This is a genomic window from Nocardiopsis alba DSM 43377, from assembly GCF_000341225.1.
GTDB lineage: Bacteria > Actinomycetota > Actinomycetes > Streptosporangiales > Streptosporangiaceae > Nocardiopsis > Nocardiopsis alba.
Genome location: NZ_ANAC01000010.1, coordinates 560,998 through 583,266, shown reverse-complemented (window position 1 = coordinate 583,266; position 22,269 = coordinate 560,998). Strand labels below are relative to the sequence as shown.

Here is a 22,269-nt window from a genome sequence, read left to right as displayed (position 1 = left end):
GGGCCATCGAGGCCCACCACCCCCTTCGTCGGAGCGTCACCGCCGGACCATCAGATGTGGACGGCGAAGATGTCGTACATCCAGTCCCACGTCCCCGAGAGCTGGAGGTAGCCCAGCAGCCCGAGGATCAGCACGATCAGGATGAGGGTGAAGCACCCGCATCCGCATCCGCGCTTCTTCTTTTTCGGCGGCTGCTGCTGGGGAGGACCGTAGGGGTGACCATGGGGTCCCGCCGGGCCGCCCCACTGGGGGCCGCCGGGCGGCGGACCGCCATGGGGGCCGCCCATCGGGCCCTGAGGGTGCCCCGGGCCTCCGTGCGGGGGGCCTCCCATGTGGGGCTGCCCCGGGCCGAAACCCGGAGGCGGGCCCTGCGGCGGGCCCGGAGGCCGGCCGGGAGGCGGACCGAACTGTTGGGGCGGCGGAGCGCCGAACTGCTGATGCGGGGGCTGCCCCTGGGGGGCGAAACCCTGCGGCGGGTAGCCGGGAGGCGGGCCCGCCGGAGGACGCCGACCGTAGACGGGCGCCTGCTGGGGGCCGGATGGAGGCTGGTGAGGGGCCACCGGGGGTTGCTGAGGGGGCGCGGGGGGCCGGTGCCCGAAGGAGGGCGCCTGTTGCGGTCCCGAAGGTGGCTGCTGGCCTGGGGAGGGCGCCTGCTGGGGGCCGGACGGGGGCTGCTGCCCGAAGACCGGTGCCTGCTGCGGTTCCGACGGCGGTCGCTGACCGAAGGCGGGGGCCTGGCCCGGCTGCGGTCCGCCGGCCTGACCCGGGTTCTGCGGGGTCCACGCCGCGGGCGGGGAACCGGCGGAGCCCTCCGGGGCGCTCGGCTGTTCGGGAGCGTTCTTGCGCGCCTCCTCGGCCCGCTCGCGTTCCTCCTCCGCGCGCTTTCGGGCCGCTTCGGCCTGCTCGGCCGCCTCGGCCTCCTTGCGGACCCGCTCCTCTTCGCGCTTCTTCGCGGCCTCGGCCTCGGCCTGGCGACGCTGTTCCTTGCGCTCCTCGGACAGGTCCGCCCAGCCCTCCTTGAGGTTGCCGAGGAACTTGTTGAACTTGCCGCCCTTCTGGTTCTCCTCGCCGGAGCCCTCGGCCACGCCACCCGAGAACATCGGGTCGGAGGGGTCGAAGATCGCGGTGCCTCCGGGGGAGGGGGCGTCGGTGTTCGCGCCCGCGTTCGGGTCGAAGACGGCGGTTCGGGGGGTCTCCCCGATCTGGTTCGGGTCGAAGATCGCGGTGCCGCTGGGCGACTGTTCGGCGGGGCCGGGCTCGAAGACGGCGGTACGCGGGGCGTCGTCGATCCGGTTCGGGTCGAAGACGGCGGTACGGGGGGTGTCCCCGATGGCGCCGTTCAGGTCCGCGGTGGGCTCCTCGTCGTCGTCCGTCGAGGGGGAGGGGGCCGGGTCGGCGCGGCCGGGCAGGTCGGAAGGGTCGACCCGGATGGTCGCGCCGGCGCCGCTCAGGTCGGCGGTGGGCTCTTCGTCATCGGGGTCGGACCCCCACGAGGAGGGGCTGATGCGCATGGTGCTCGGCTCGTCATCCACCGGGGTGGGGGACGTGGGGGATCGCCGAAGGGAGGGGTCGTTCTGCCGGGAGGGGTCGATGCGGACGGTGCCGTGCTCGTCACCGGGGGCACCAGGGGCCCCGGGTGCGGAGGGGCCCAGCCGGACCGTCCCCTCGTCATCGTCGTCGGGGGTCGTGCCTCCCCTGTGAGCGCTCAGGTCGGCGGTCGGGAGTTCGTCCTCGTCCGAGGGCGCACCCCCGCCCCGACCGCTCAGGTCGGTGGTCGGGAGCTCGTCCTCGGGACCCTCGGCCCCGCCTTGGAGCTCGCTCAGTGAACGGGTATGCCGCGTCCACTCCTCACCGTTCCACCATCTGAGTGTTTGCGCGTCGCCCTGCGGGTCCGCATACCAACCCGGCTCGATAGATCCACCCATGGCCGACAGACTAAGGGGTTTCGGTACCGCACTTAACCAGTGGTATCCGATTCGCTGAGCCGACGGTGGTTCGAGAGGTCCACGTCTCTCTTTTCGTGTCCTCCCTGTGACAGAGAGTTGTGGTCCGGGTGTTCTCCGGAGGCCGGAGAGCTCTCGGGGACCCGCGCGATCACCCGTTCCCCCGTGGCCACGCGCTCCGGACTGATGTGTCCCGGTGCGGTGGAGACCGATCCCGGGACCTGGTCATGGCCGAAGTGGCCGCCTCGGGACCAGGCCCGGGTGGTCTCCTGTCGTGTGGGACGCCGTCCGTTCCGCCGTCCGGGGGCTCCGGCGGGCCAGTGTCTGGAGACCCCCCAGGAGTCCAGCCATGCCAGGAGAGGGTCCAGGCCGACCATGGGACCGTCGGTGAACGGTTCCGGCTCGGTGGCCACCACGGCCACCACGAGGCACACACGTCCCTCGTCCCCGTGGTCGAGGAGACGTCGTTCCAGGGGGGTGCCGCCCAAGGGGAGAGCGCCGCGTCGGGTGGCGGCCAGGAGCTGGACGATCTCTCCGCTCACCGGGTTCCACACCAGGTGGGTGGTCCGGCCTTCGCGGATCAGTCTGCGTGCCTCCTCGCGTGCCGATCGGGTCCTCGGATCGGACCCGGTCACCGTCCAGACGGCACGGGGGGCACCGGCCCCCGCGGCGGTTCGGGAGGTCCCGCCGTCGATCCTCTCGGCACCGGGCATCCACACCTTGGCCATGGCACTCTCCCATCCGGTCACACCGGTTTCGAGGCGGGGGATCCGGGGCGGGAGCGCTGAAGGGGCCCGGATCGCGGTTCCCTCCCGTGGTACGCCACCCCCGGGGGAGAAGTCCAGAGCCTTTGGTGCGTTGGTGAGGTTCATGTCACCTTCTGTTCCGCCCCACGCACCCGAGAGTCACGGTCGGCCTTCGCGGGGAACGGAGAAGGGCCGGAACGCGGTGGTGTCCGCGTCCCGGCCCGGGGAGGAGGCGCGTGGGTCAGTCCCGGTCGTCCTCGGTGTCGGCGATCCGCAACGAGAACGCCTGGAGGAAGATGTCGCCGATCTCGGTGGGGTCCTCGGTCATGTAGGCGGCGCCTCCCGTGGCGGCGGCGATCTCCTGGAGGGGTTCCAGGTTCCGTACGTCCGGACCGAAGGCGATCGTGATGATGGGGATGGGCCGTGAGGGGCTGGAGAGGGAGTCGAGTTGGGAGAGCAGTTCGTCCAGCTCCATCCCACCGGGGTTGTCGTCGTCCCCGTCCGTGAGCATCAGGATCACGTTGGTGCGATCCGGCCGGTAGGTACGGGACATCTCCTGATAGGCGGCCAGGTAGGTCTCGTACAGCGCGGTGTCGCCCTGGGGCAGCGGTTCCAGGTTCTGGAGCGCGGAGGCCAGCACGTCACGATGCTCGTTCCCCGATCCGTCGGTCGCCTGGAGCTCACGGACCGGGGCGATCTCCTGGTGGTGGAGGTCGCCGTTGACGTTGGTGGAGAACTCCCACAGGCCCAACTCGGAACTGTCGGAGAACATCTGGAGCCCCTCGGCGGAGGCGGCGCCGGCCACCTGCATCCGGGTCAGCCCCGTTCCGGGGACCTCGGCCAGCATCGACCCGGAGATGTCGACGATGGTCAGGACCCGGGAGTCCATCTTGAGCTGGTTCCAGGAACGGATCAGGTCTTCGATGGAGCTCTCCGACGGGGAGGAGAGTTCATCACGCGGTTCGGGGAGGAACCCGGCCTCCTCGGTCAGGACGGAGGGGTCCCTCTCCCCTTCGGGGCCGCGGAAGCCCTCGGCCAGTAGACGGTCCGCGGCCGACTCGGAACGCACCGCCGTCCGGAACATCTCGGCGGCGCGGGTGATCGCGCTGTCCTCGCTGCGCACGATGTACGGATAGTCGAGGTAGTAGGTGCCCTCGTCCGGGTAACCGGCGCGCGCGGGCGCGTCGCCGTGGACGGAGTTGTAGCGCCACACGGCCTGTTCGGACATCACCATCACGGGAGAGGCGGACTCGCCGCCGCCGCTCAGGGCGAGGAAGGCGGCCTCCTCGTCGGCGGAGGCCCCTCTGTGCAACGACTGGAGGGCGGCGGTCATGCTCGCGTTGAAGGTGTCGGCGTCGGAGCCGGTCCCCTCGAGGGCCCCGTGCAGCAGGTGGAGGGTGCCCAGACCGCTGGAGCTGCGGGCCGGGTCGACCACGCGGACCGTGCGCCCGTCCTCCTCGCCGGGGGCGTCCGTGGGGACGACGTCCATCCAGGTGGTGGGGGCGTCGTCGGCCTCGGAGAGGTCGGCGCGCTCGGCGACGACCAGGGGCGTGCGGGCGACGGAGGTGCCGGTCTCGGTGACGACGGCGTCCCCGGCCTGCCCTTGGACGATACGGGTCCACATCGAGGAGTCCGGGATCCACACGTCGGACTCGGTCTCGCCCATGGTGGCGCCCGCCCCGGTGATGCCGAAGGCGACGTTGGCCGAGTCGATCTCCCGTACCGAGGCGCGTACGCAGTCGCCGTCGACGGTGTGCTCCTCGGCGTTGAAGTCGTCGGCCACGTCGCCCAGGGCCGGCCCCAGTTCGGGGCTGACCGCGATGTCCAGGGTCAGGTCGGAACCGCCGCAGCCGTCGCCCTTACCGAACATGTACACGCCCGCGGCGGCGATGACGATCACGATCGCCGACGCGGCGGCCAGAGCGGCGATCGCGCCGCCGCGGCCTCGACGGCGGCCTCGTTCGGCGGGTTCTTCTGTGTGCTTTCCGCGGTGACGTCCCACAGCTTTCCTCACTGGGTGGTGTACGCACGGGGTCGTACAAGGGGGTGAGCGGGTACAGGGGGAGGGGTAGGGCTCAGTTGTCGCAGTCGGGCACGCACAGGCGCCGGGAGATCGAGCTCAGGAAGAAGTCGCCGATCTCGTCGGGGTCGTCGGTGACGAACGACGAACCGCTGGTGGCCCGGGCGATCGCGGCCAGTTCCCGCTCCTCGGCCCCGTCTCCGAACCCGATGATGAACATCGTGACCGGCCTGCGGGGGTCGAAGCGGTCCTGGAGGGCGGCGACCAGCTCCTCGTGGGAGATCTCGCTGGAGCCCTCGTCCTGGCCGGCGGTCAACAGGATGACGCTGTTGATCTTGTCCTCCTGGTATCCGGCCTGCACCTCGTCGTAGGCGGCCAGGATGTTGTCGTACAGACGGGAGCCGCCTCCCTCGACCTCCAGGTTCTCGGCGACGTCCACCATCTCCCGACGGCGGGTGACGTCCCCGTCGTCCGCCGCACCCAGCGGGTGCATGTCCGCGGCCTTGTCCCGTCCGCTCGGCCCGTAGCCCTCCGCCATCAGCCACAGGCCCATGTCGGTCTCGTCGGGGAACAGGGACAGGCCCAGGAGCGCGGCCCGCTTGGCGATCTCGATGCGGGGGAGCCCCCCGTCGAGGTTCTCGGCCATGCCGGCGGAGGCGTCGGCCAGCACCAGGGTGCGGCTGGGCATCGACAGCCGGTTCCAGTCGGTGATCGAGGCCAGGAGCGCGTCCCCGGTCAGGTCCTCGTGGGTGGGCGGCGCCGCGGCGATGACGCCGGGCTGGGAGGCCAACAGTGACGACGCCTCGCCACCGGGGTCTCGGAAGCCGAGTTCGCGCAACCGGTCCCGGTACTCGTCGCCGCGCACGACCTCGTACAGGTCGGCGGCGGCCGAACCGAGGGCGGAGTCGTCGGTGGTGGTCACGTACGGGTAGTCGAGCGAGACCGTCCCGTCGCCGATGTAGTACGCCTGGAGTTCGGGGGCCGAATCGGCGCGACGCAGGTTGTAGGAGACCACCGCCTGCTCGGGGACGGCGATGACGGGGGCGGTGCGATCCCGGGCGGCCGCCGATCCGGTGAAGACGGACGTCAGGTCGATCTCTCCGAAGGTCGAGTCGAGTTGGACGTCGCGTACGAAGTCGGTCATGGCGGTGTCGGCGTCGTCGCCGGTGCCCAGGTGTGCGCGCACGGCCTGCATGACGGTCATGCCGTCGGCGCCGCGGTTGGGGTCGACCATCACGACGGGACGGTCGGGGTCGCGTTCACCGGGAAGGAGCATGGTCCAGTCGGCGTCGTCCTGGGCGGGCATGCCCTCGGCGTCGGGCGGAGCGGCCAGGACGACGGGGGAGGAGGCCAGCGAGGGCGGATCGGTCTCGATGCCGTGCGCTCCGCCCGACGAGACCCGGGCCAGCTCCACCCAGGCGGAGGACTCGGGGACCCACACGTGCGGGGTGATGGTCGAGTCGCCCGGCCGGTTCCCGGACAGGGAGTCCATGATCCGGTGCGGGGCTATCTCGTCGACCTGTGCGTACACGCAGGTGCCGCCGTAGGAGGGGTCGTCGGAGTTGAACTCGGTCGCGGCCTCCCGAAGGACGGGGGCGACGCTCTGGGTGGTGGACACGCGCAGGTAGCGGGTCTCTCCACAGCCGAGCGCGTTCAGACCGGCCGGCACGGCGATCGCCGCCGTGGCGATGAGGGCGACGACGATCGCGGTGATTCCCAGGGGCGACCGCACCGCCTTGCGCGTGGTGGCGGCGGCCGGTGAGGCGAGACGATGACGTCCAGTGGACACGGGCACTCCGGGTGTGACGATTCCGGCCCCGGGCGGGGGTTTCGGGCCGGGTTCAAGGGGCGGCCGCGGGTCGCGGCGCCCGGCACCCGCGGAAGGAAGGGAACGAACCGTCGTCCCATGAGCGGCGTCCCACAAGGTGTGAAGACGAACGATCATCACGAACGACCGATTCCTCCACCGGACCTTACTTGTTGGTAATGGGAGAGTGGAAGGGGACGGGTGGTACCGCTCACATCGCCGCCCCCGTAGGCGTCCGGTGACCGCTTTGTTACGGCGTATGTCGGATGGCGGTCCCCGCTCACGGATACCATTGGCCCCCGGTCAGCGTTTGACCGATACTTGACGTCCGCTTTGCGGATGCCCCGCAGTGGCGGGGGTGCCCTCCACGGAACCCTCGCGACCAACCGACCCCCGAGGGTTTTGGCATGTCCCATTCGCACAGTGATCGACGCGGCCGAGGCGGGCCCGGAACCGCTCTGCTGGCCGGAGCCTGCTGCCTCGGCGCGGTGACCTACGCCGTGTTCGTCGGCCCGTCGATGCTGCCGCCCCAGGACGTGGAGGCGGCCAACGCCTCCAGCCCCGAGGTGCTCGGCAGCGTCATCGAGCCGAGCGCCGAGGAGCCCGAGACCAGGGCTCCGGTCGGTTCGTTGCGTGTTCAGGTGATCGACCGACACCACGCCTGGGTCCAGACCCTGGAGTGCGAGGGGGATCCGGAGGGGGATCCGCAGGCCTGCGCCGCGTTGGCCGAGGCCGCGGAGGGCACGGCGGGGGATCCCACCGCCTCGGTCCCGCCCGAGGACGAGGAGGAGATCGACCCCGAGGACGACCCCGGAGCCGACACCCTGTTCGCCGAGGTCCGGGACGGCACCGTGTGCACCGACAAGGTGTACGGCCCCCAACAGGCCGTCATCGAGGGCACGTGGGAGGGCCGCGAGATCGACACCACCCTCTCGCGTCGAGGATCCTGCGAAGAGGCCCGTTGGCAGCGTCTGACCTCCGTCACCGACCGGTTCGAGAACGAGTAGGGGCCGCCGACGTGCGGCGGAGGCGAGCGGGTCGGGATAATCGACGACCATGAACGTCATCAGGGTCAGTGACCCCGCCGACCCCCGTCTGGCCGACTACACCCGTCTGCGCGACGTCAATCTGCGCCGCCACCTGGAGGCCGAACACGGCCTGTTCATGGCCGAGGGCGACAAGGTGATCCGCCGCGCGGCCACCGCCGGCTACGTTCCGCGCAGCTTCCTGCTCACCGAACGTCGGGCCGAGGCCCTGGACGACGTGGTCGCCGCCACCGAGGCACCGCTGTACGTGGTCTCCGAGGAGACCGCCGAACGCCTGGTCGGCTTCGACCTGCACCGCGGTGCCCTGGCCGCCTACCACCGCAAGCCCCTGCCCTCTCTCGACGAGGTGTTGGAAGGGGCGCGCGCGATCGTGGTGCTGGAGGACCTGGTCGATCACACCAACGTGGGCGCGATCTTCCGCAGCGCCGCCGGGCTGGGCGTGGACGCGGTGATCCTGGCCCCGCGCTGCGCCGATCCGCTCTACCGGCGCTCGGTGAAGGTCTCCATGGGGTCGGTCTTCACCCTCCCCTACACCCGGCTCGGCGACTGGTACGGCGGACTGGACACCCTGAGCGAGGCCGGTTTCGACCTGATGGCCCTCACACCGGGCGAGGGCTCCCTGCCCCTGGCGGAGGCGATGGGGCGACTGGCCCCCGACGCCAAGGTGGGCCTGCTGCTGGGAACCGAGGGCGACGGTCTGTCCGCGCGCTGGCTGGAGCGGGCGACCTCACGTGTGCACATCCCGATGGCCGACCGCGACGTGGACTCCCTCAACGTGACGGCCGCCGCGGCCGTCGCCTGTTACGAACTGGCCCGGTTCGGAGCGGTCTCCGGCCGGGTCCACGGGGTCTGACCGGCCTCGGAACCCTCCCGGTCGAGGTCGGCGCCGAGGTGAGCGTCTAGGGTGTCGCGTGACACGGACCAATACCGAGGGAGGACGCACGTCATGGGCGGCCGAGCACTGGTGCAGTGGGAACAGAACAGGGACAACGCTCCCGACTCGCTCCACGTCGACCTGTACGCCGGAGGGCCGGCTCCGGCCGAACTGGAGGACGTCACCTTCTACCAGGTACCCTACGTCCCCTCCACCCAGGGAGTGGACGAACGGCTGGACATCATCGGCCGAATGCCGGAACTGCGCGTCCTCCAGTTGGTCTCGGCCGGGTACGAGCAGGTGCTCGACCTGGTGCCCGACCACGTCACCCTGTGCAACGGGCGGGGGCTGCACGACGCCAGTACCGCCGAGCACACGCTCGCTCTCATCCTCGCCGCGCAGCGTGAACTGCCGCGGTGGGCGATCGACCAGCGCGAACGTCGGTGGACCCCGAGCCCGCAGCGTTCCCTGGCCGACTCCCGGGTGATGATCGTCGGATACGGCAGCATCGGCCGGGCGATCGAACGGCGCCTGCTGCCGTTCGAGACCGAGGTGGTCCGGGTCGCCGGGCGGGCACGGCCGGACGAGGACGTGCACGGCGTGGACGAATTGCACGCGCTGTTGCCGGAGGTCGACGTGGTCGTCCTGGTCACCCCGCTCACCGAGGCCACCCGCGGCCTGTTCGGTCGGCGCGAGTTCTCCCTGTTGCGCGACGACGCCCTGGTCGTCAACGTCGGGCGCGGCCCCGTTCTGGACACCGAGGCCCTGATCGCCGAGAACGGGCGGATCCGCGCGGCGCTGGACGTCACCGATCCCGAACCGCTGCCGGTCGAACACCCGCTCTGGGAGGCCCCCGGCGTGTACTTCACCCCGCACGTGGCGGGCGGTTCGGCGGCCTTCTACCCGCGGGCCCGCGCCTTCATGGACGAGCAGCTGGCCCGGTGGGCGAAGGGCGAGGCGCTCTCCAACGTCGTGCGCCCCGGACGCTGATCGACCGCCGCCCCGCCCGGAGAGAGCCCTCCGGGTGGGACGGTCGCCTCGCGTGGCCGCGTGACCAGGGGGCGATGTTCGTCGCGGGTCTCCTCCCGTTCGTCGTACCCGAGGAGGAGACTGGCGGTATGCGTATCGCGGTGGTCCCCGACGGGGAGGGTGGAGGCCGGCTGAGGGAGCTCGACGGCGGTGCGCCGGTCGGCCCGGCCCGTCACGTGGACGACCTGGCGGCCGAGGTCGGCCGGATCGAGGGAGAGGCGGGGGAACCGCCGCGCTGGATCTGGGCGGCCACCGAGGACGTCTACCCGGAGCTGGTCCGGGCCGGGGTACGGGTGCGCCGTTGCCACGACGTCGAGCTCACCGAGGCCCTCCTGCTCGGGCACGCGGCCCGGCACGGCGAACCGCGCTCGCTGGGCGCGGCCTGGGCCCGGGCCCAGGCCGCGCCGTCCCCGACGATCCCGTGCGACGGTCGGGAGAGGGGACGACGGCCCAGCCGACCCTGTTCGAGGCCGACCGTTCCACCCTGCCGCCCGGCACGGACCGGCTCGACGCGCTCATCGAGGTCCATCGTGGGCAACGCGAGCGTGTGGCGGAATCTCCCGCCCCCGCTCGGTTCTCGCTCCTCGTCGCGGTCGAGTCGGCCGGGGCGCTGGCGGCGGTGGAGATGAGTCACGACGGCCTTCCCTGGCGGCCCGACGTCCACGACCGGATCCTCACCGAGATCCTCGGCCCCCGGCCTCCCGCCGGGCAGCGTCCCCGTGTCCTGGCCGAACTGGCCGCTCGGATCGGCGAGGTGGTGGGGCACGAGGTGAACCCCGACTCGCCGGCCCAGGTGCTGAGGGCCATGGCCTGGGTGGGGCACCCGGTCGAGTCCACCCGATCCTGGGTGCTGGAGCGGATCGATCACCCCGTCGTCCCACTCCTGCTGAGGTACAAGGAACTCGCCCGACTCCATTCGGCCAACGGGTGGAGCTGGCTGGAGACCTGGGTCGAGGAGAGGCGCGACCCCGAACACCCCGACGGGCCGAGAACGGGCCGGTTCCGTCCCGACTACGTCGTGGGCGGTGTCGTCTCGGGACGTTGGGCCACCCGGGGCGGCGGCGCCCTACAGATCCCCAAAGCGGTTCGGGGCGCGGTCCGGGCGGACCCGGGGCGGCTCCTGATCCGCGCCGACGCCGGGCAGCTCGAACCGAGGGTCCTCGCGGCCGTCTCGGGGGACCGCGCCCTGGCGGAGGCCGCGGCGGAGGAGGACCTGTACGCCCGCCTGGCCGCGCACGTGGGGGACGACCGAGAACGCGCGAAGATCGGGATGCTCTCCGCCATGTACGGACAGACCTCGGGCGACGCCGCGCCGTTGCTGGCCACGATGCGGCGTCTGTACCCGAGGGCCCTGGGCTACGTGGACGCCGCGGCCCGGACCGGAGAGGGCGGCGGCATCGTTCGTTCCTGGCTCGGACGGACCTCCCCCGCGCCGAGCGATTGGACGGCCACGATCGCGCGCGCGGACGGAGAGCGGCGACGTCGCGCCCACGGCCGCTTCACCCGGAACTTCGTCGTCCAGGCCACCGCGGCGGAGTGGGCCCTGGTGCTGCTGGCCTCACTACGTCAGGAGTCGCCATCGATGCCCGAGGGCTGCGGGATCGTCTTCTTCGTTCACGACGAGGTCGTCCTCCACGTTCCCGAGGAACTGGCGGAGGAGACGGTCCGGGCGATCCATCGGGCCGAGGCCCTCACCCGTACGACCCTCTTCGGTGACACCCCGGTGCGCTTCCCCCTCGACATCTCGGTCACCGACTGTTACGCGAAGACCTGATCGGAGGCGAGAGCCCGATGCGTTCTCCCATCCGTCACCTGGACGAAAGGTAGACGTCCGATATCGGACGGCGTGGGATTCTTGAAAACGGGGCCGGGTGCGCTCATTCTGGGACGCGAACACTTCAACCGAGGGCCGTGTGCCGCAGCGCTTCCCCCGCGCGCCGCGGTCGCAGAAAGGGTGATCGACCCCCGTGCGGAACCGTCTCAGAACGTGTGCGGGCACCACGGCCGCCTTGGCGGTCGCCTTCACGGCCTTCGGGGCATCCCCGGCCCTGGCCGAACCCGTGATCGACGACAGGCCCCCACCGTCCCACCAGACCTCTCTCGACGATGGCGTGCCGAGTGGCTCCCAGCCCCGGATCGCCGCCGAGGCGAGTGAGTCGCCGGACGTCGCCGACGTCGACGAACTTCGCGGCGACACCTACGTGGCCCCCTATAAGGAGGCCCGTTCCGTCGAGTACTTCGCGGTCTCCGACGCACCCCTGCCCCGTGAGGCGGTCGACGAGGTCCGTCGGGTCTCCGGGGTGGAGAACGTCCTGACCGTCGACGCGGCCCGCGTCGCCCTCGACGGGGAGACCACCTCCGTGCTGGGGGTGAACCCCTCCACCTTCCGCAACCACGCACCTCGTCCCTCGGCCGAGTCCGACGAGGTCTGGCAGGGCGTCGCCGAAGGCCACATCGCCCTGTCCAAGGACGCGGGCACCGAGCGCGAGCTCGAGGTCGGCGGGGACGTCACCCTCGCAGGGGCCCACGGTCGGGTGCCCATGGAGGTGTGGACCCACGCCACCTCGGGTATCGCCGGGATCGACGCGCTGGTCTCCCGCGAGCGCGCACGCGAGCTCGGTATGCCCGAGGGCAACGCCCTGATCATCTCGGCGCCCGACGCCGACCTGTGGGAACTGCACGAGGCCTTGGGCGAGGCCCTCGGCGAGGACACCCAGCTCCAGCTCGTGGCGGACGCCCCCGAGCCGCTGGAGGACGGCGACGTCGTACCGCCCAGCGTGATCGAGCAGGTCATCGCCAAGGCGGAGAGCCAGCTGGGCGTGCCCTACGTGTGGGGCGGCACCACCCCGAACGTGGGCTTCGACTGCTCGGGGCTGCTCCAGTGGGCCTTCGCCGAGGCGGGCGTGAGCATTCCGCGGGTCACCCACGACCAGTGGAACGCGGGCCCCCGGGTGGAGTGGGACGACCTTCGGCGGGGAGACCTCATCTTCTGGCGCTCGGACCCGACGGCGCCCGACTACATCTCGCACGTGGCCATCTACCTCGGCGACGGCCAGATGCTGGAGGCCCCGAGGACCGGCCTGGACGTCCGGGTCACCCCGGTCCGGACCGAGAACTACGCGGGCGCGGTGCGCGTCCAGACCTGACCGGGTGGAACGGAGACGGGCCGCGGTGTCACCTTCCGGTGGCACCGCGGCCCGTCTTCTCCTTGTCCGAACAACCGCCGGGAGGGGAAGGCAGGCCTCGGTCAGGAGGGGAGACAGGGTCACCGCTGAGGGAGGGGGAGACAGCGGTCGTCAACCCTGTGTTGGTGGTATGGAGTTGTGAGGGCGCACCATGATCGGCGATCGCCGAGGGCGCCTTGGCACAGGGTCTAGGTAAGCAGTGACCGGACGATTTGGCAAGAGGTCCGACCAAGGCGCGCACGGCGCCTCAAGTCACCCCAAAGCACCGTTCCTCCCGGGCACGACCGACGTGGAACGCGGTCCTCGGCGAGACGCCGGGAGAGGCCCGGCGGGGGAGCACCGGGCCTCATGGCCTCACCGGCCGGCGGCGTACCCCTGCATCACGCGCGCGTCGGCGGCGGCGCGCAGTTCACCGGTCTCGGGGTCGCGGGCCACGGCGGCCAGACGACCCAGGGACCAGGGGGCGGCGACCTGGACGCGGTGGCCGCGTCGACGGAGCTCCTCGATGTTCTCCTCGCCGATGCCGGGCTCGACGGTCAGGTCCCCGGGGATCGTCTCGCGCGGGTGGAAGGAGCTGGCGAAGGCGTTGGTGTGGAACATCGGGGTGTCCAGGACCTCCTGGAGGTCGTCCACCCCGTTGAGCACGCGCAACAGCGCGGTGGTCGTCCACTGGTCCTGCTGGTCGCCGCCGGGGGTGCCGATGGCCAGGACCGCCTGACCGTCCTCGCGCGTGACCAGGGTGGGCGACAGGGTGGTCCGAGGTCGCTTCCTCGGGGCGAGGGAGTTGGGCGAGGCCGGGTCCAGCCAGAACATCTGGGCGCGGGTACCGAGCGGGAAGCCGAGCTCGGGGATGACGGGGGAGCTGCTGAGCCAGCCGCCGCTCGGGGTCGCCGACACCATGTTGCCGTCGGCGTCCACGACGTCCACGTGGCAGGTATCGCCGCGGTGGTCGGTGGGCGAGCCGATGGCCGCGTTGCGCACGGTGGGCTCACCGGTGGTGCGGTCCCCGGGGGTCTCGTCGGCCAGGTACAGCGGCGCGTCGAAGGGCGGACGGCCGTCGGGGGAGCCCGCACGCGGGTCGAGAAGGCTGCGTTCCCGGTCGACCAGACGGGCGCGCTCCTCGGCGTACCCGGAGCTCAACAGCCCGTCGATCGGGACGTCGACGAAGTCGGGGTCGCCGTACCAGCCCTCACGGTCGGCGAAGGCGAGCTTGGCGACCTCGGTGACCCCGTGCACGAAGTCGACACCGACCCCCTCGCGTACGTCGGATCCGAGGCCGAGGACCTCGGCCATGCGGAGCTGCTGGAGCATCGTGGGGCCCTGACCCCAAGGGCCGGTCTTGTGCACGGTGTGGTGACCATAGGTCACGGAGGCCGGGTCCTCGTAGGACGCGCTCCAGTCGGCCATGTCCGCCGCGGTCAGCAGGGCCCGTTCGGGTTCTCCGCGGCCGTTGACGACGGGCTTGGCGAGGAAGGCGCCGACGGCTTCGGCCACGAACCCCTGGGACCAGGCGCGGCGGGCCGCGTCGATCTGTGCCTCGCGGTCGCCGCCGGCGGCCTCGGCCTCGGCGACGATCCGCCGGTAGGTGGCGGCGAGCAGGGGGTTGTTCAGGCGGGATCCGGCGGTGGGGAGGACGCCGTGCGGCAGGTAGACGGAGGCGGATCCGGCCCAGTGTTCGGAGAAGACCGGACGGAGGTTCTCGATCGCCGCGGCGATCCGGGGGAGGACGGGGTAGCCGCGCTCGGCCAGGCCGATGGCGTGGTCGAGGACCTGGCGGACGCTCATGGTGCCGTGGTCGCGGAGCAGGAGCATCCAGGCGTCGAAGGAGCCGGGGACGGTGGCGGCCAGAACACCGCTGCCGGGGATGCGGTCCCGGCCGGCGAAGGCCTCGATGGTCGCGGCGGCGGGGGAGACGCCCTGGCCGCAGAGCACGCGGGGGGCACGGCCGGCCGCCTGGAAGATGATCGGGACCTCACCGCCCGGGCCGTTCAGGTGGGGTTCGACGATCTGGAGGGTGAAGCCCGCGGCGACGGCCGCGTCGAAGGCGTTGCCGCCGCGTTCGAGGACGGACATGCCGGTGGCGCTGGCCAGCCAGTGGGTGGAGGCGATCATGCCGAAGTCGCCGCGGAGTTGGGGTCGTGTGGTGAAACCGGACATGGACTCGTCCTCCTGTGGGATGGGGGATGGCCGGACCATCGGGGCGGGGCGTGCCGATCGGACGAGGGTGACGGTACAGCATGAGTTCTGGTGAATTGAGGGCGAATGGGAGGTTCTGGGGGGAGAGGGGTGGGGAGTGGACGAAGAGAACCCGGGGCCGGCGGGTACGCGCCGACCCCGGGCCGATCGATCGGACGGGAGATCGCTCCCTTCGTCCTAGCGGGTCGTACCCGGAAGGCTCCAGGGCAGTGAGTCCAGGAGTTCGTTCCACTCGGCCGCGCCGATCGGGTCGATGACGAGCTCGGGGCTCTCCTGCTCCGCGCTCTCCCGGGTCGTGGTCTCGGTGCCCTCGGCGGTGTCCGTCGCTTCGGGGGCGACCTCCTCGACGGGCGCCTCGGCCGGGGCCTCCTCGGTGGTCTCCTCCGAACCGAAGGCCACCTCCTCCGCGTCGCGGACCATCCCGGCGATCAGGTCGGAGACCTGGCCGAGCACGCCCTCGACCTCCTCGTCCCGAAGCGAGAAGCGCTGGGCGCAATCGTCGGTCGCCGCGACCTTGTCGCCCTCGTCGCCGTAGTACCAGACGGTGGCGAGCAGACGGTCGCGGCCGGTGTCGTCCAAGGGCTTCGCGGCCAACGCCTCGTCGAGGTACCGCTCGGCGGTGGGGGTCATCCGAGACCGGTCGAGTCGGCTCTCCCCGGTGTCGAGGTCGACGAAGCGTTCGATCAGACAGGTCTTCACCTCACGCGAGGTGACGCCTTCGGGGAGCCCGACGCCCTCGGATTCGCTCTCCTCGGCCGGGGCCTCGGGGGCCGTCACCTCGGTGGCCCCCTCCTGGGCGGGCGCCTCTTCGGCGACCTCCTCGGTGGGTGCCTCGGCCTGGCCCTCCTCGACAGCGGTCTCCTCGACGGCGGTCTCCTCGACGGCGGTCTCCTCGGCGGGGGCCTGCTCGGCGGGGGTCTCGACCTCCCCCTGACCGGAGGCGGGCCCGGCCTGAGCGGCGGCCTCCTCGGCGGGGGTCTCCTCCACCGACACCTCCTCGGACACGGCCTCCGCGGCGGCCTCCTCGGTCACGGGTTCCACGGCGACGGTCTCGGCCGCGGGTTCCTCGGTCGTCGCAGGCACGTTCTCGATCGCGGCGCGGTCGTCCAACGGGGCGACCGCCTCGGCCATCCGCAGCAGTTCGGCCCGATCCCACAGTTCGGGGCGCAGATGCGTGGTGACGGCGATGCCCGGCTCCTCGACCCAGAAGAGGTCGCCGGTCTCCTCGGACAGATAGGCCCCGCTCGGGAACGTCTCGCTCTCGGGGAGCGCCTCCAACGAGTCCTTGGACAGGTGGCTGTAGCGGCTCTCCCGGAGGTCCTCCAGGTCCTGGACGCGTTCGGAGCGCAGGATCCCGACCCGGGCGTAGAGCTGGTCGGGGCCTCGGACCCACGAGACACGTGATTCCCGGTCCCCGTGACGGTCCGTCGTGGACGTGGCGTTGATGCCGTAGTCGCCCAGTTCCGGGGGAAGGTAGCCGATCTCGTACCCGTCGATGCTGTACGAGGACGTCCCCTGTTCGATCATCGGCCAGGCGAACGCCTGGGCGTCCCTGTCGTCCGCCGCCGCCGTTCCGGCGAGGCCGACCAGACCCGAGGTCGAGATCGCGGCGGCGCCGAGGAGCGCGACCCACCTCTTGTGGTGCTTGCGCATGCGTGTTCCTTCCCATCGACTACTGCTAGTGATTTTTTCAAGACCCTCCGTGTTTATCGAAGGGCTTGTAGTCAAAAATCGGACATGAAGTAGCCAAAGGCATACATAGGGTGAGATTCGTCGGTCATGGTGGTTTCGGCCACCAGAAGATGGGCGGCGGATCACCGACTGCTCCGCGCACGGTCACCGACAGGTCACCGGGCGCGCTCACCCTGAAGGGTGCAGTCGGCCAGTCCACGCGAATATGGGAGGCCCGGTGCACCAGCGCATCGGTTTCATCGTCGGAGTCACAACACTCTCGTTGTCCGTTCTCGCGAGCCCCGCTCTCGCGACCACGTCCGCTCTCGCTCCGCAGGAACGTGAGACGACCACACCGACCACCACCGGTTCGGCCGGCCCCGGGGCGCAGCGCGTCGGACTCGACTCCGAGACCTCGTCCCGCCCGATCATCGCCGTCGCCCATCGAGGGGCCTCGGGCACCGCGCCCGAGAACACCCTCGCGGCCATCGACGAGGCCGACCGACTCGGCGCGGAGACCGTCGAGGTCGACGTCCAGCTCACCGCGGACGACGAGCTCGTCATCATGCACGACACCACGCTCGAACGCACCACCGACGTCGCCGAGGTCTTCCCCGGCCGGGCGCCCTACGACGTCGGCGACTTCACGATGGAGGAGATCCGCCGCCTCGACGCCGGAAGTTCCTTCGGGCCCGAGTACACGGGCGAACCGGTCCCCGACCTGCGCGAGGTCCTGGACCGCCTCCAGGAACACGAGATGAACCTGCTCCTGGAGATCAAGGCCCCCGAGCTCTACCCCGGGATCGAGAAGCGGATCGCGGACGAACTGGCGCGGAGCCCCTACTGGCTGATGCCCGACTCGCCCGACGAGCCGCACCGCCTCGTGGTGCAGAGCTTCGACTGGGAGTCCACCGAGCTGTCCCAGGAGCTGCTGCCCTCCGTTCCGCACGGTCTGCTCGGCCTGGTCCCCGTGGACCGGATCGAGGAGTACTCCTGGGCCCGCATGATCAACCCCTCCTACAAGGACGTCGACGCCGACTACGTGTCCGCCGTCCACGAGGCGGGCCTGGAGATCATGCCGTACACGATCAACGACCCCGAGCAGATGCGCCGGACCCTGGAGACCGGGGTCGACGGGTTCATCACCGACGTCCCCGCCGTGGGCCGGGACGTCATCGACGAGTTCCTCGCCGAGCGTGAGCGGTCGACGGAGGACGACCAGGGGCAGGACGAGAACGACGACGATCAGGGGCAGGACGAGGACTAGCCGCTCCTTCCGCCCCGGTCGTGGGGCGAGGATCGATCCGGCGGCCCCGGTCTCCGACGGCTCTCGACGTCGGTGCGATGATCGGTGCCGGAACGAACCTCAGCACCCGGTTCCGGAGGAGCCCGAACGGCACCTTCCGGAACCGGGCCGGCCAGGAAGCGGAGACCACGTGAGCGACCGGCTGTCCGTCCCCGAGGAGTACATCGACCGGCACACCAAGGGCCTGTGGTGGCCGAGGGATCCCATCACCCTCGACGAGTTCGCCTCTCGTCGGGATCATCTGTTCACCGGGCCGTTCACCTGGCCGCTCATGGTGTTGCGCGCCTCGGACCTGGACCGCAACCTCTCCGCGCTCTCCGACTTCTCCCGGGAGCGCGGTCTGCTGTTCGCCCCGCACGGCAAGACCGCGATGTCTCCGGTCATCACCCGGCGTCAGATCGAGGCGGGGGCCTGGGGGATCACCGCGGCCACCGCGGGCCAGGCACTGGCCTTCCGCGGCTTCGGGGTGAGTCGGATCCTGGTCGCCAACGAGCTGCTCGACCCCAAGGCCTTGAGCTGGGCGGTCGCCGAGCTCGACGCCGATCCCGACTTCGAGTTCCTCTTCTACGTCGACTCCTCGGAGGGCGTCGCGATCGCCTCGGAGGCCTCGGCGCCCGGCGGAGTCACGCGCGAGAACGGCCGCCCGCTCCGGGTGCTGGTCGAACGGGGGACCCCCGGCGGCCGTACGGGGCGACGGACACGCGAGGGCGTACTGTCGATCGCCCGCGAGGTCGTGAACGCGCCGGGACTGGAGCTCGCCGGGGTCGCGGGCTACGAGGGACAGCTCGGCGACGCCGAGGGTGTGCGGGGATTCCTGGACGATCTCCTCGAAGACGCGTCGGCCCTGGTCGGGGAGCACGGTCTGGAACGGCCGGTGCTCTCCGTCGGCGGCAGCGCCTGGTTCGACCTGGTCGCCGACGCCCTGGGCGGCCGCGAGGACGTGGTCCCGATCCTGCGCAGTGGCGCCTACGTCGCCCACGACGACGGGCTCTACCGGCGCACGACCCCCTACAACCGTCTTCCCGAGGGTCCGGAGGCCCTCGCCGGCGCCCTCGAACTGTGGGCGCAGATCACCTCGGTCCCGGAGGAGGGCCTGGCGATCGCCGGGATGGGCCGCCGCGAGGCCAACCACGACCAGGGGTATCCGATCCCCCGGGTGGTACGCCGCGTGGACGGGGAGACCGTGCCGGCGGAGGGGATCGAGGTGGTCGGGCTCAACGACCACCACGCCTACCTCGAGGTGTCCTCCGGTACCACCCTGCGCCCGGGGGATCTGGTCTCCTTCGGGATCTCCCACCCGTGCACGGCCTTCGACCGTTGGCGGATCATCCCGGTCGTCGATGACGAGGACCGGGTGGTCGACGTCATCGCCACCTACTTCTGAGCCTCCCGCGGTCGAACGCGGGGGCGGTGCGCTCGCACCGCCCCCGCGCGGGCTCAGGCCCGGTCGTGGCCCTGCTCGGGCGCCTCACCGTCGGGGGAGTAGCCCCAGCCGTACACACCGGGACGGGTGTGCCAGGGACGAGGACCGTCCAGGGGGCGGTACTCCACCCCCGCCGCGTCCAGGCGGCGCAGGTGTTCCCGAAGGCGCGGTTCGAAGGCGGCGTAGTCGCGTTCGTGGGAGGACCACACCTTCTCCGAGAAGGCGGTCAGCCGCGGGAAGACCATGTAGTCGAGCCGGCGCGCGTTGTCGACGTGCTCGCTCCACAGGTTCATCTGGGCGCCCAGCACGTGCTCGGTCTCCTCCTCGGTGAGACCGGACGGGACGATCCCGGAGTCGTACACGTCCTCCACCCGAAGGAGGGTGCCCACGGGGACGGGCTCGTCGGGGCTCTCGGACTGCTTGTAGTCCAGGTAGGACGTGGCGGTGGGGGCCATGATCACGTCGTGGCCGGCGCGCGCGGCGTCGATCCCGCCCTCCTCGCCCCGCCAGGACATCACCGTGGCGCCCGGGGCCAGACCGCCCTCGAGGATCTCGTCCCAGCCGAGCAGACGCCGGCCCCGGGCGGTCAGGTGGTCGTCCAACTGTCGGATGAACCAGCTCTGGAGCTCGTCCTCGTCGGCGAGGCCCTCCTCCCGGATCCTCTTCTGCGCCGACTCGCTGTTCTTCCACTGGGTCTTGGGGCACTCGTCCCCGCCCACGTGCACGTAGGTGCTGGGGAACAGCTCGATGAGCTCGTCGAAGACGTTCTTGTAGAACTCCAGCACGTTGTCGGTGACCGCCAGCACCTCCTCGAAGATGCCCCACTGCGTGCCGACCGGGATCTCTCCGACCTCGCCCAGTTCGGGGTAGGCGTGGATGGCGGCCTGGGAGTGCCCGGGCACGTCGATCTCCGGGACGACCGTGACGTGGCGGGCGTCGGCGTAGGCCACGATCTCGCGGATGTCGTCCTGGGTGAGGAAACCGCCGTGCGGTCGACCGTCGAACACGGGGGGCTTGGAGGTGCCGACCTGGCTCTCGGTCCGCCAGGAGCCCACCTCGGTCAGGCGGGGGTAGCGACGGATCTCGATCCGCCATCCCTGGTCGTCGGTCAGGTGCAGGTGCAGCACGTTGAGCTTGTGCAGGGCCAGCAGGTCGATGAAGCGCAGGATCTCGCGCTTGGGCTGGAAGTGCCGGGCGATGTCCAGCATGGCCCCGCGCCATCGGAATCGGGGGGCGTCGGTGATGTGCACCGCGGGGAGTCGCCAGACGGTCTCCTCGCCCAAGGGCGCGTCACGGTAGGCGTCGACGGGGAGGAGCTGGCGCAGGGTCTGGGCTCCGTAGAAGACACCGGCGGGGTCGTTGCCGACGATGATGGCGCCCTCCCCGTCGACGATCAGACGGTAGCCCTCACGGCCGAGGCCCGCGGTCGGATCGACGCTCAACCGGATCCGGGCGTCCTCCTCCTCGCCGACGTTCAGGGGCAGACCGGTCGCGGCGCCGAGCTCGCGCCGGAGCCAGGAGAGGGTGCCCTTGGCCTCGTTGTCGGCCGAGAGACGGGTGGTGGCGGTGAGCACCAGCCCCTCCTCTCCTTCCGTCCTGATCTCGCGGGGGAGAGGGACCAGGGACATGGGTGAGGTGCGGGGGTTGTCAGACATGGAGTACTGCTCCTATCCGGTCTAGACCAATACCGGACATAGTGTCACGCTCGCCGAACGAGGCACAGCCCCACCGTCTAACGGTCGTGAGGGTCCCTTTTTTAGGGCTACCCAATACCTACTTTTGACCCCGAAAGGCTCTTAACGCACCGGCTTTTGCGGGAGACGTAGGGACAGAGGACCGATGTCGGCGTCGCCGAAACGCGATCGCGCGCCGAACGCCCTCGCCCGGTGGTCGGGTCTACCCCTCTCTCCGAGGTGGGGGTGACACGACCGAGGAGACGGGGGCTGACGTTATCGCCTGCTCACGGCCCCGACCGTACTGTTCTGGCCATACCCGTTCTCCTGTCGGACACGGGCGCGACCGAGTGGTGGGGGTACCGGGGATGCGGGGAACGCGGGAGACCGTTCCGAGCGGGGCGGGACGGTGGCGCTGATGGTGTGGTCCGTGCTCATCGCCATGGTGGGCGCCTTCAGTCTGGCGTTGGGTTCGGCCCTCCAGGAACGCGACGCCGTCCGGGCTCCGGGGGAACAGGTGGCCCGCGCGGGTTTCCTCCTCCACCTGTTGCGCCAACCGCGCTGGCTCGCGGGGACCGGGGCCGCCGCGCTGGGCGCCTCTCTGCACCTGGTGGCGCTCAGCGGAGCCCCGCTCACCATCATCCAGCCCATCGGGGTCACCGGCCTGCTGTTCGCCATCGTGCTGTCGGCGTTCTTCAACCGTCAGCGTGTCCGCGTCTCGCAGATCGTCGCGGGCGTGGCGGTGATGGTCGGCCTGGCCGGTGTGCTGTCGCTGTTCCCGCACAGCTCCCGGCCCCCCGTCATGTCGACGGGGACCGGTCTGGCGCTGGCCGGCACCATCATCGCCTTCGGGGCGATCGTCTACCTCACCGCCCGTTGGATGCCCAGCGGGGCCCGGGCGCTCGCCCTGGCCCTGGCGGGTGGCGCCGCGCTCGGAACGACCTCGGGCCTGGCCCGGGTGATCACCGCCGGGGCCGTGACCGATCCGCTGCGGCTGTTCGACTGGCTCACCCTGATGGCCGTGGTGACCGCGGTCTTCGGCGCCCTGCTCCTACAGAACGCCTACCGGACCGGCCACTTCGCCGCCGCCTACGCGACCCTGCTCATCGCCGACCCGGTGGTCGGGGTGGGGATCGGGGCCCTCCTGCTCGGAGAAGGGGTGCCCGGAACGCTCGCCGCCCAGGTCGGAGCCGGGATCTTCGCGCTCACGGCGATCCTGGGGACGGTGAGCCTGGCCCGTTCCCGACATCGCAACCCGGAGGCACCGGGGCGCGCGACCACCACCGTCACCAGGCGGCACCGACCGCGGTGACCCCCGACCGAACGTCAGGACCACGTCGTACGAAGGAG

At 71.1% G+C, this 22,269-nt stretch carries 14 protein-coding genes and 1 pseudogene; 8 read left to right on the top strand and 7 right to left on the bottom strand.

Annotated elements, in window-relative coordinates; genetic code table 11:
• Window positions 1–50 precede the first annotated feature (50 nt).
• From D451_RS28780 to D451_RS0109790, 4 genes are all read right to left on the bottom strand, one after another.
• Window positions 51–1,925 (bottom strand): DUF2510 domain-containing protein, encoded by a 1,875-nt coding sequence (locus D451_RS28780; RefSeq protein WP_026124956.1) that lies wholly within the window; start codon window positions 1,923–1,925, stop codon window positions 51–53.
• A 32-nt stretch (window positions 1,926–1,957) separates the two neighbouring features.
• Window positions 1,958–2,671: a hypothetical protein gene (locus D451_RS0109800; RefSeq protein WP_017534256.1), complete on the bottom strand. Its 714-nt coding sequence runs from the start codon at window positions 2,669–2,671 to the stop codon at window positions 1,958–1,960.
• Between the two features lie 259 nt (window positions 2,672–2,930).
• On the bottom strand, window positions 2,931–4,691 hold the full coding sequence (locus D451_RS0109795) for a substrate-binding domain-containing protein (protein ID WP_017534255.1): 1,761 nt from the start codon (window positions 4,689–4,691) through the stop codon (window positions 2,931–2,933).
• Window positions 4,692–4,764: 73 nt separating this feature from the next.
• Window positions 4,765–6,498 carry a substrate-binding domain-containing protein gene (locus D451_RS0109790; RefSeq protein ID WP_014908422.1) on the bottom strand — a complete coding sequence of 578 codons (1,734 nt, stop codon included), beginning with the start codon at window positions 6,496–6,498 and terminating at the stop codon, window positions 4,765–4,767.
• Window positions 6,499–6,923: 425 nt separating this feature from the next.
• On the opposite strand from D451_RS0109790, the gene D451_RS0109785 reads away from it, so the two are divergent.
• The 5 genes and pseudogenes from D451_RS0109785 (at window position 6,924) to D451_RS0109765 (ending at window position 12,611) form a co-directional block, all read left to right on the top strand.
• Entirely contained in the window at window positions 6,924–7,523 is a 600-nt protein-coding gene (locus D451_RS0109785; protein ID WP_014912335.1) for a hypothetical protein, read from the top strand.
• Between the two features lie 49 nt (window positions 7,524–7,572).
• Window positions 7,573–8,415 (top strand): TrmH family RNA methyltransferase, encoded by an 843-nt coding sequence (locus tag D451_RS0109780; protein ID WP_017534254.1) that lies wholly within the window; start codon window positions 7,573–7,575, stop codon window positions 8,413–8,415.
• Between the two features lie 93 nt (window positions 8,416–8,508).
• Window positions 8,509–9,426 (top strand): 2-hydroxyacid dehydrogenase, encoded by a 918-nt coding sequence (locus D451_RS0109775; protein WP_017534253.1) that lies wholly within the window; start codon window positions 8,509–8,511, stop codon window positions 9,424–9,426.
• Between the two features lie 128 nt (window positions 9,427–9,554).
• Window positions 9,555–11,239, top strand: a pseudogene (locus D451_RS26365) (bifunctional 3'-5' exonuclease/DNA polymerase).
• Between the two features lie 193 nt (window positions 11,240–11,432).
• The gene (locus D451_RS0109765) at window positions 11,433–12,611 is read left to right on the top strand and encodes a C40 family peptidase (RefSeq protein ID WP_017534252.1); all 1,179 of its coding nucleotides are present in this window, start codon (window positions 11,433–11,435) and stop codon (window positions 12,609–12,611) included.
• Window positions 12,612–13,004: 393 nt separating this feature from the next.
• Here D451_RS0109765 and D451_RS0109760 read toward each other — a convergent pair whose 3' ends face one another.
• Both D451_RS0109760 and D451_RS0109755 read right to left on the bottom strand, forming a co-directional pair.
• Window positions 13,005–14,807, bottom strand: a complete 1,803-nt coding sequence (locus D451_RS0109760) for a gamma-glutamyltransferase family protein (protein ID WP_017534251.1) — start codon at window positions 14,805–14,807, stop codon at window positions 13,005–13,007.
• A 216-nt stretch (window positions 14,808–15,023) separates the two neighbouring features.
• Window positions 15,024–16,499 (bottom strand): hypothetical protein, encoded by a 1,476-nt coding sequence (locus D451_RS0109755; protein ID WP_017534250.1) that lies wholly within the window; start codon window positions 16,497–16,499, stop codon window positions 15,024–15,026.
• A gap of 244 nt (window positions 16,500–16,743) precedes the next feature.
• On the opposite strand from D451_RS0109755, the gene D451_RS0109750 reads away from it, so the two are divergent.
• Window positions 16,744–17,784, top strand: a complete 1,041-nt coding sequence (locus D451_RS0109750; protein WP_017534249.1) for a glycerophosphodiester phosphodiesterase — start codon at window positions 16,744–16,746, stop codon at window positions 17,782–17,784.
• A gap of 169 nt (window positions 17,785–17,953) precedes the next feature.
• On the top strand, window positions 17,954–19,207 hold the full coding sequence (locus D451_RS0109740) for a type III PLP-dependent enzyme domain-containing protein (RefSeq protein ID WP_026124955.1): 1,254 nt from the start codon (window positions 17,954–17,956) through the stop codon (window positions 19,205–19,207).
• A gap of 53 nt (window positions 19,208–19,260) precedes the next feature.
• Here D451_RS0109740 and D451_RS0109735 read toward each other — a convergent pair whose 3' ends face one another.
• On the bottom strand, window positions 19,261–20,901 hold the full coding sequence (locus D451_RS0109735; RefSeq protein ID WP_014913580.1) for a beta-N-acetylhexosaminidase: 1,641 nt from the start codon (window positions 20,899–20,901) through the stop codon (window positions 19,261–19,263).
• 436 nt (window positions 20,902–21,337) lie between these two features.
• On the opposite strand from D451_RS0109735, the gene D451_RS0109730 reads away from it, so the two are divergent.
• Entirely contained in the window at window positions 21,338–22,231 is an 894-nt protein-coding gene (locus tag D451_RS0109730; RefSeq protein ID WP_187294467.1) for a DMT family transporter, read from the top strand.
• Window positions 22,232–22,269: the final 38 nt, after the last annotated feature.

Coding starts and splice junctions, on each gene's coding strand:
- D451_RS28780 (WP_026124956.1), bottom strand. CDS start 1,925: ATGGGTGGATCTATCGAGCCGGGTTGGTATGCGGACCCGCAGGGCGAC.
- D451_RS0109800 (WP_017534256.1), bottom strand. CDS start 2,671: ATGGCCAAGGTGTGGATGCCCGGTGCCGAGAGGATCGACGGCGGGACC.
- D451_RS0109785 (WP_014912335.1), top strand. CDS start 6,924: ATGTCCCATTCGCACAGTGATCGACGCGGCCGAGGCGGGCCCGGAACC.
- D451_RS0109780 (WP_017534254.1), top strand. CDS start 7,573: ATGAACGTCATCAGGGTCAGTGACCCCGCCGACCCCCGTCTGGCCGAC.
- D451_RS0109775 (WP_017534253.1), top strand. CDS start 8,509: ATGGGCGGCCGAGCACTGGTGCAGTGGGAACAGAACAGGGACAACGCT.
- D451_RS0109760 (WP_017534251.1), bottom strand. CDS start 14,807: ATGTCCGGTTTCACCACACGACCCCAACTCCGCGGCGACTTCGGCATG.
- D451_RS0109755 (WP_017534250.1), bottom strand. CDS start 16,499: ATGCGCAAGCACCACAAGAGGTGGGTCGCGCTCCTCGGCGCCGCCGCG.
- D451_RS0109750 (WP_017534249.1), top strand. CDS start 16,744: ATGGGAGGCCCGGTGCACCAGCGCATCGGTTTCATCGTCGGAGTCACA.
- D451_RS0109735 (WP_014913580.1), bottom strand. CDS start 20,901: ATGTCTGACAACCCCCGCACCTCACCCATGTCCCTGGTCCCTCTCCCC.
- D451_RS0109730 (WP_187294467.1), top strand. CDS start 21,338: ATGGTGTGGTCCGTGCTCATCGCCATGGTGGGCGCCTTCAGTCTGGCG.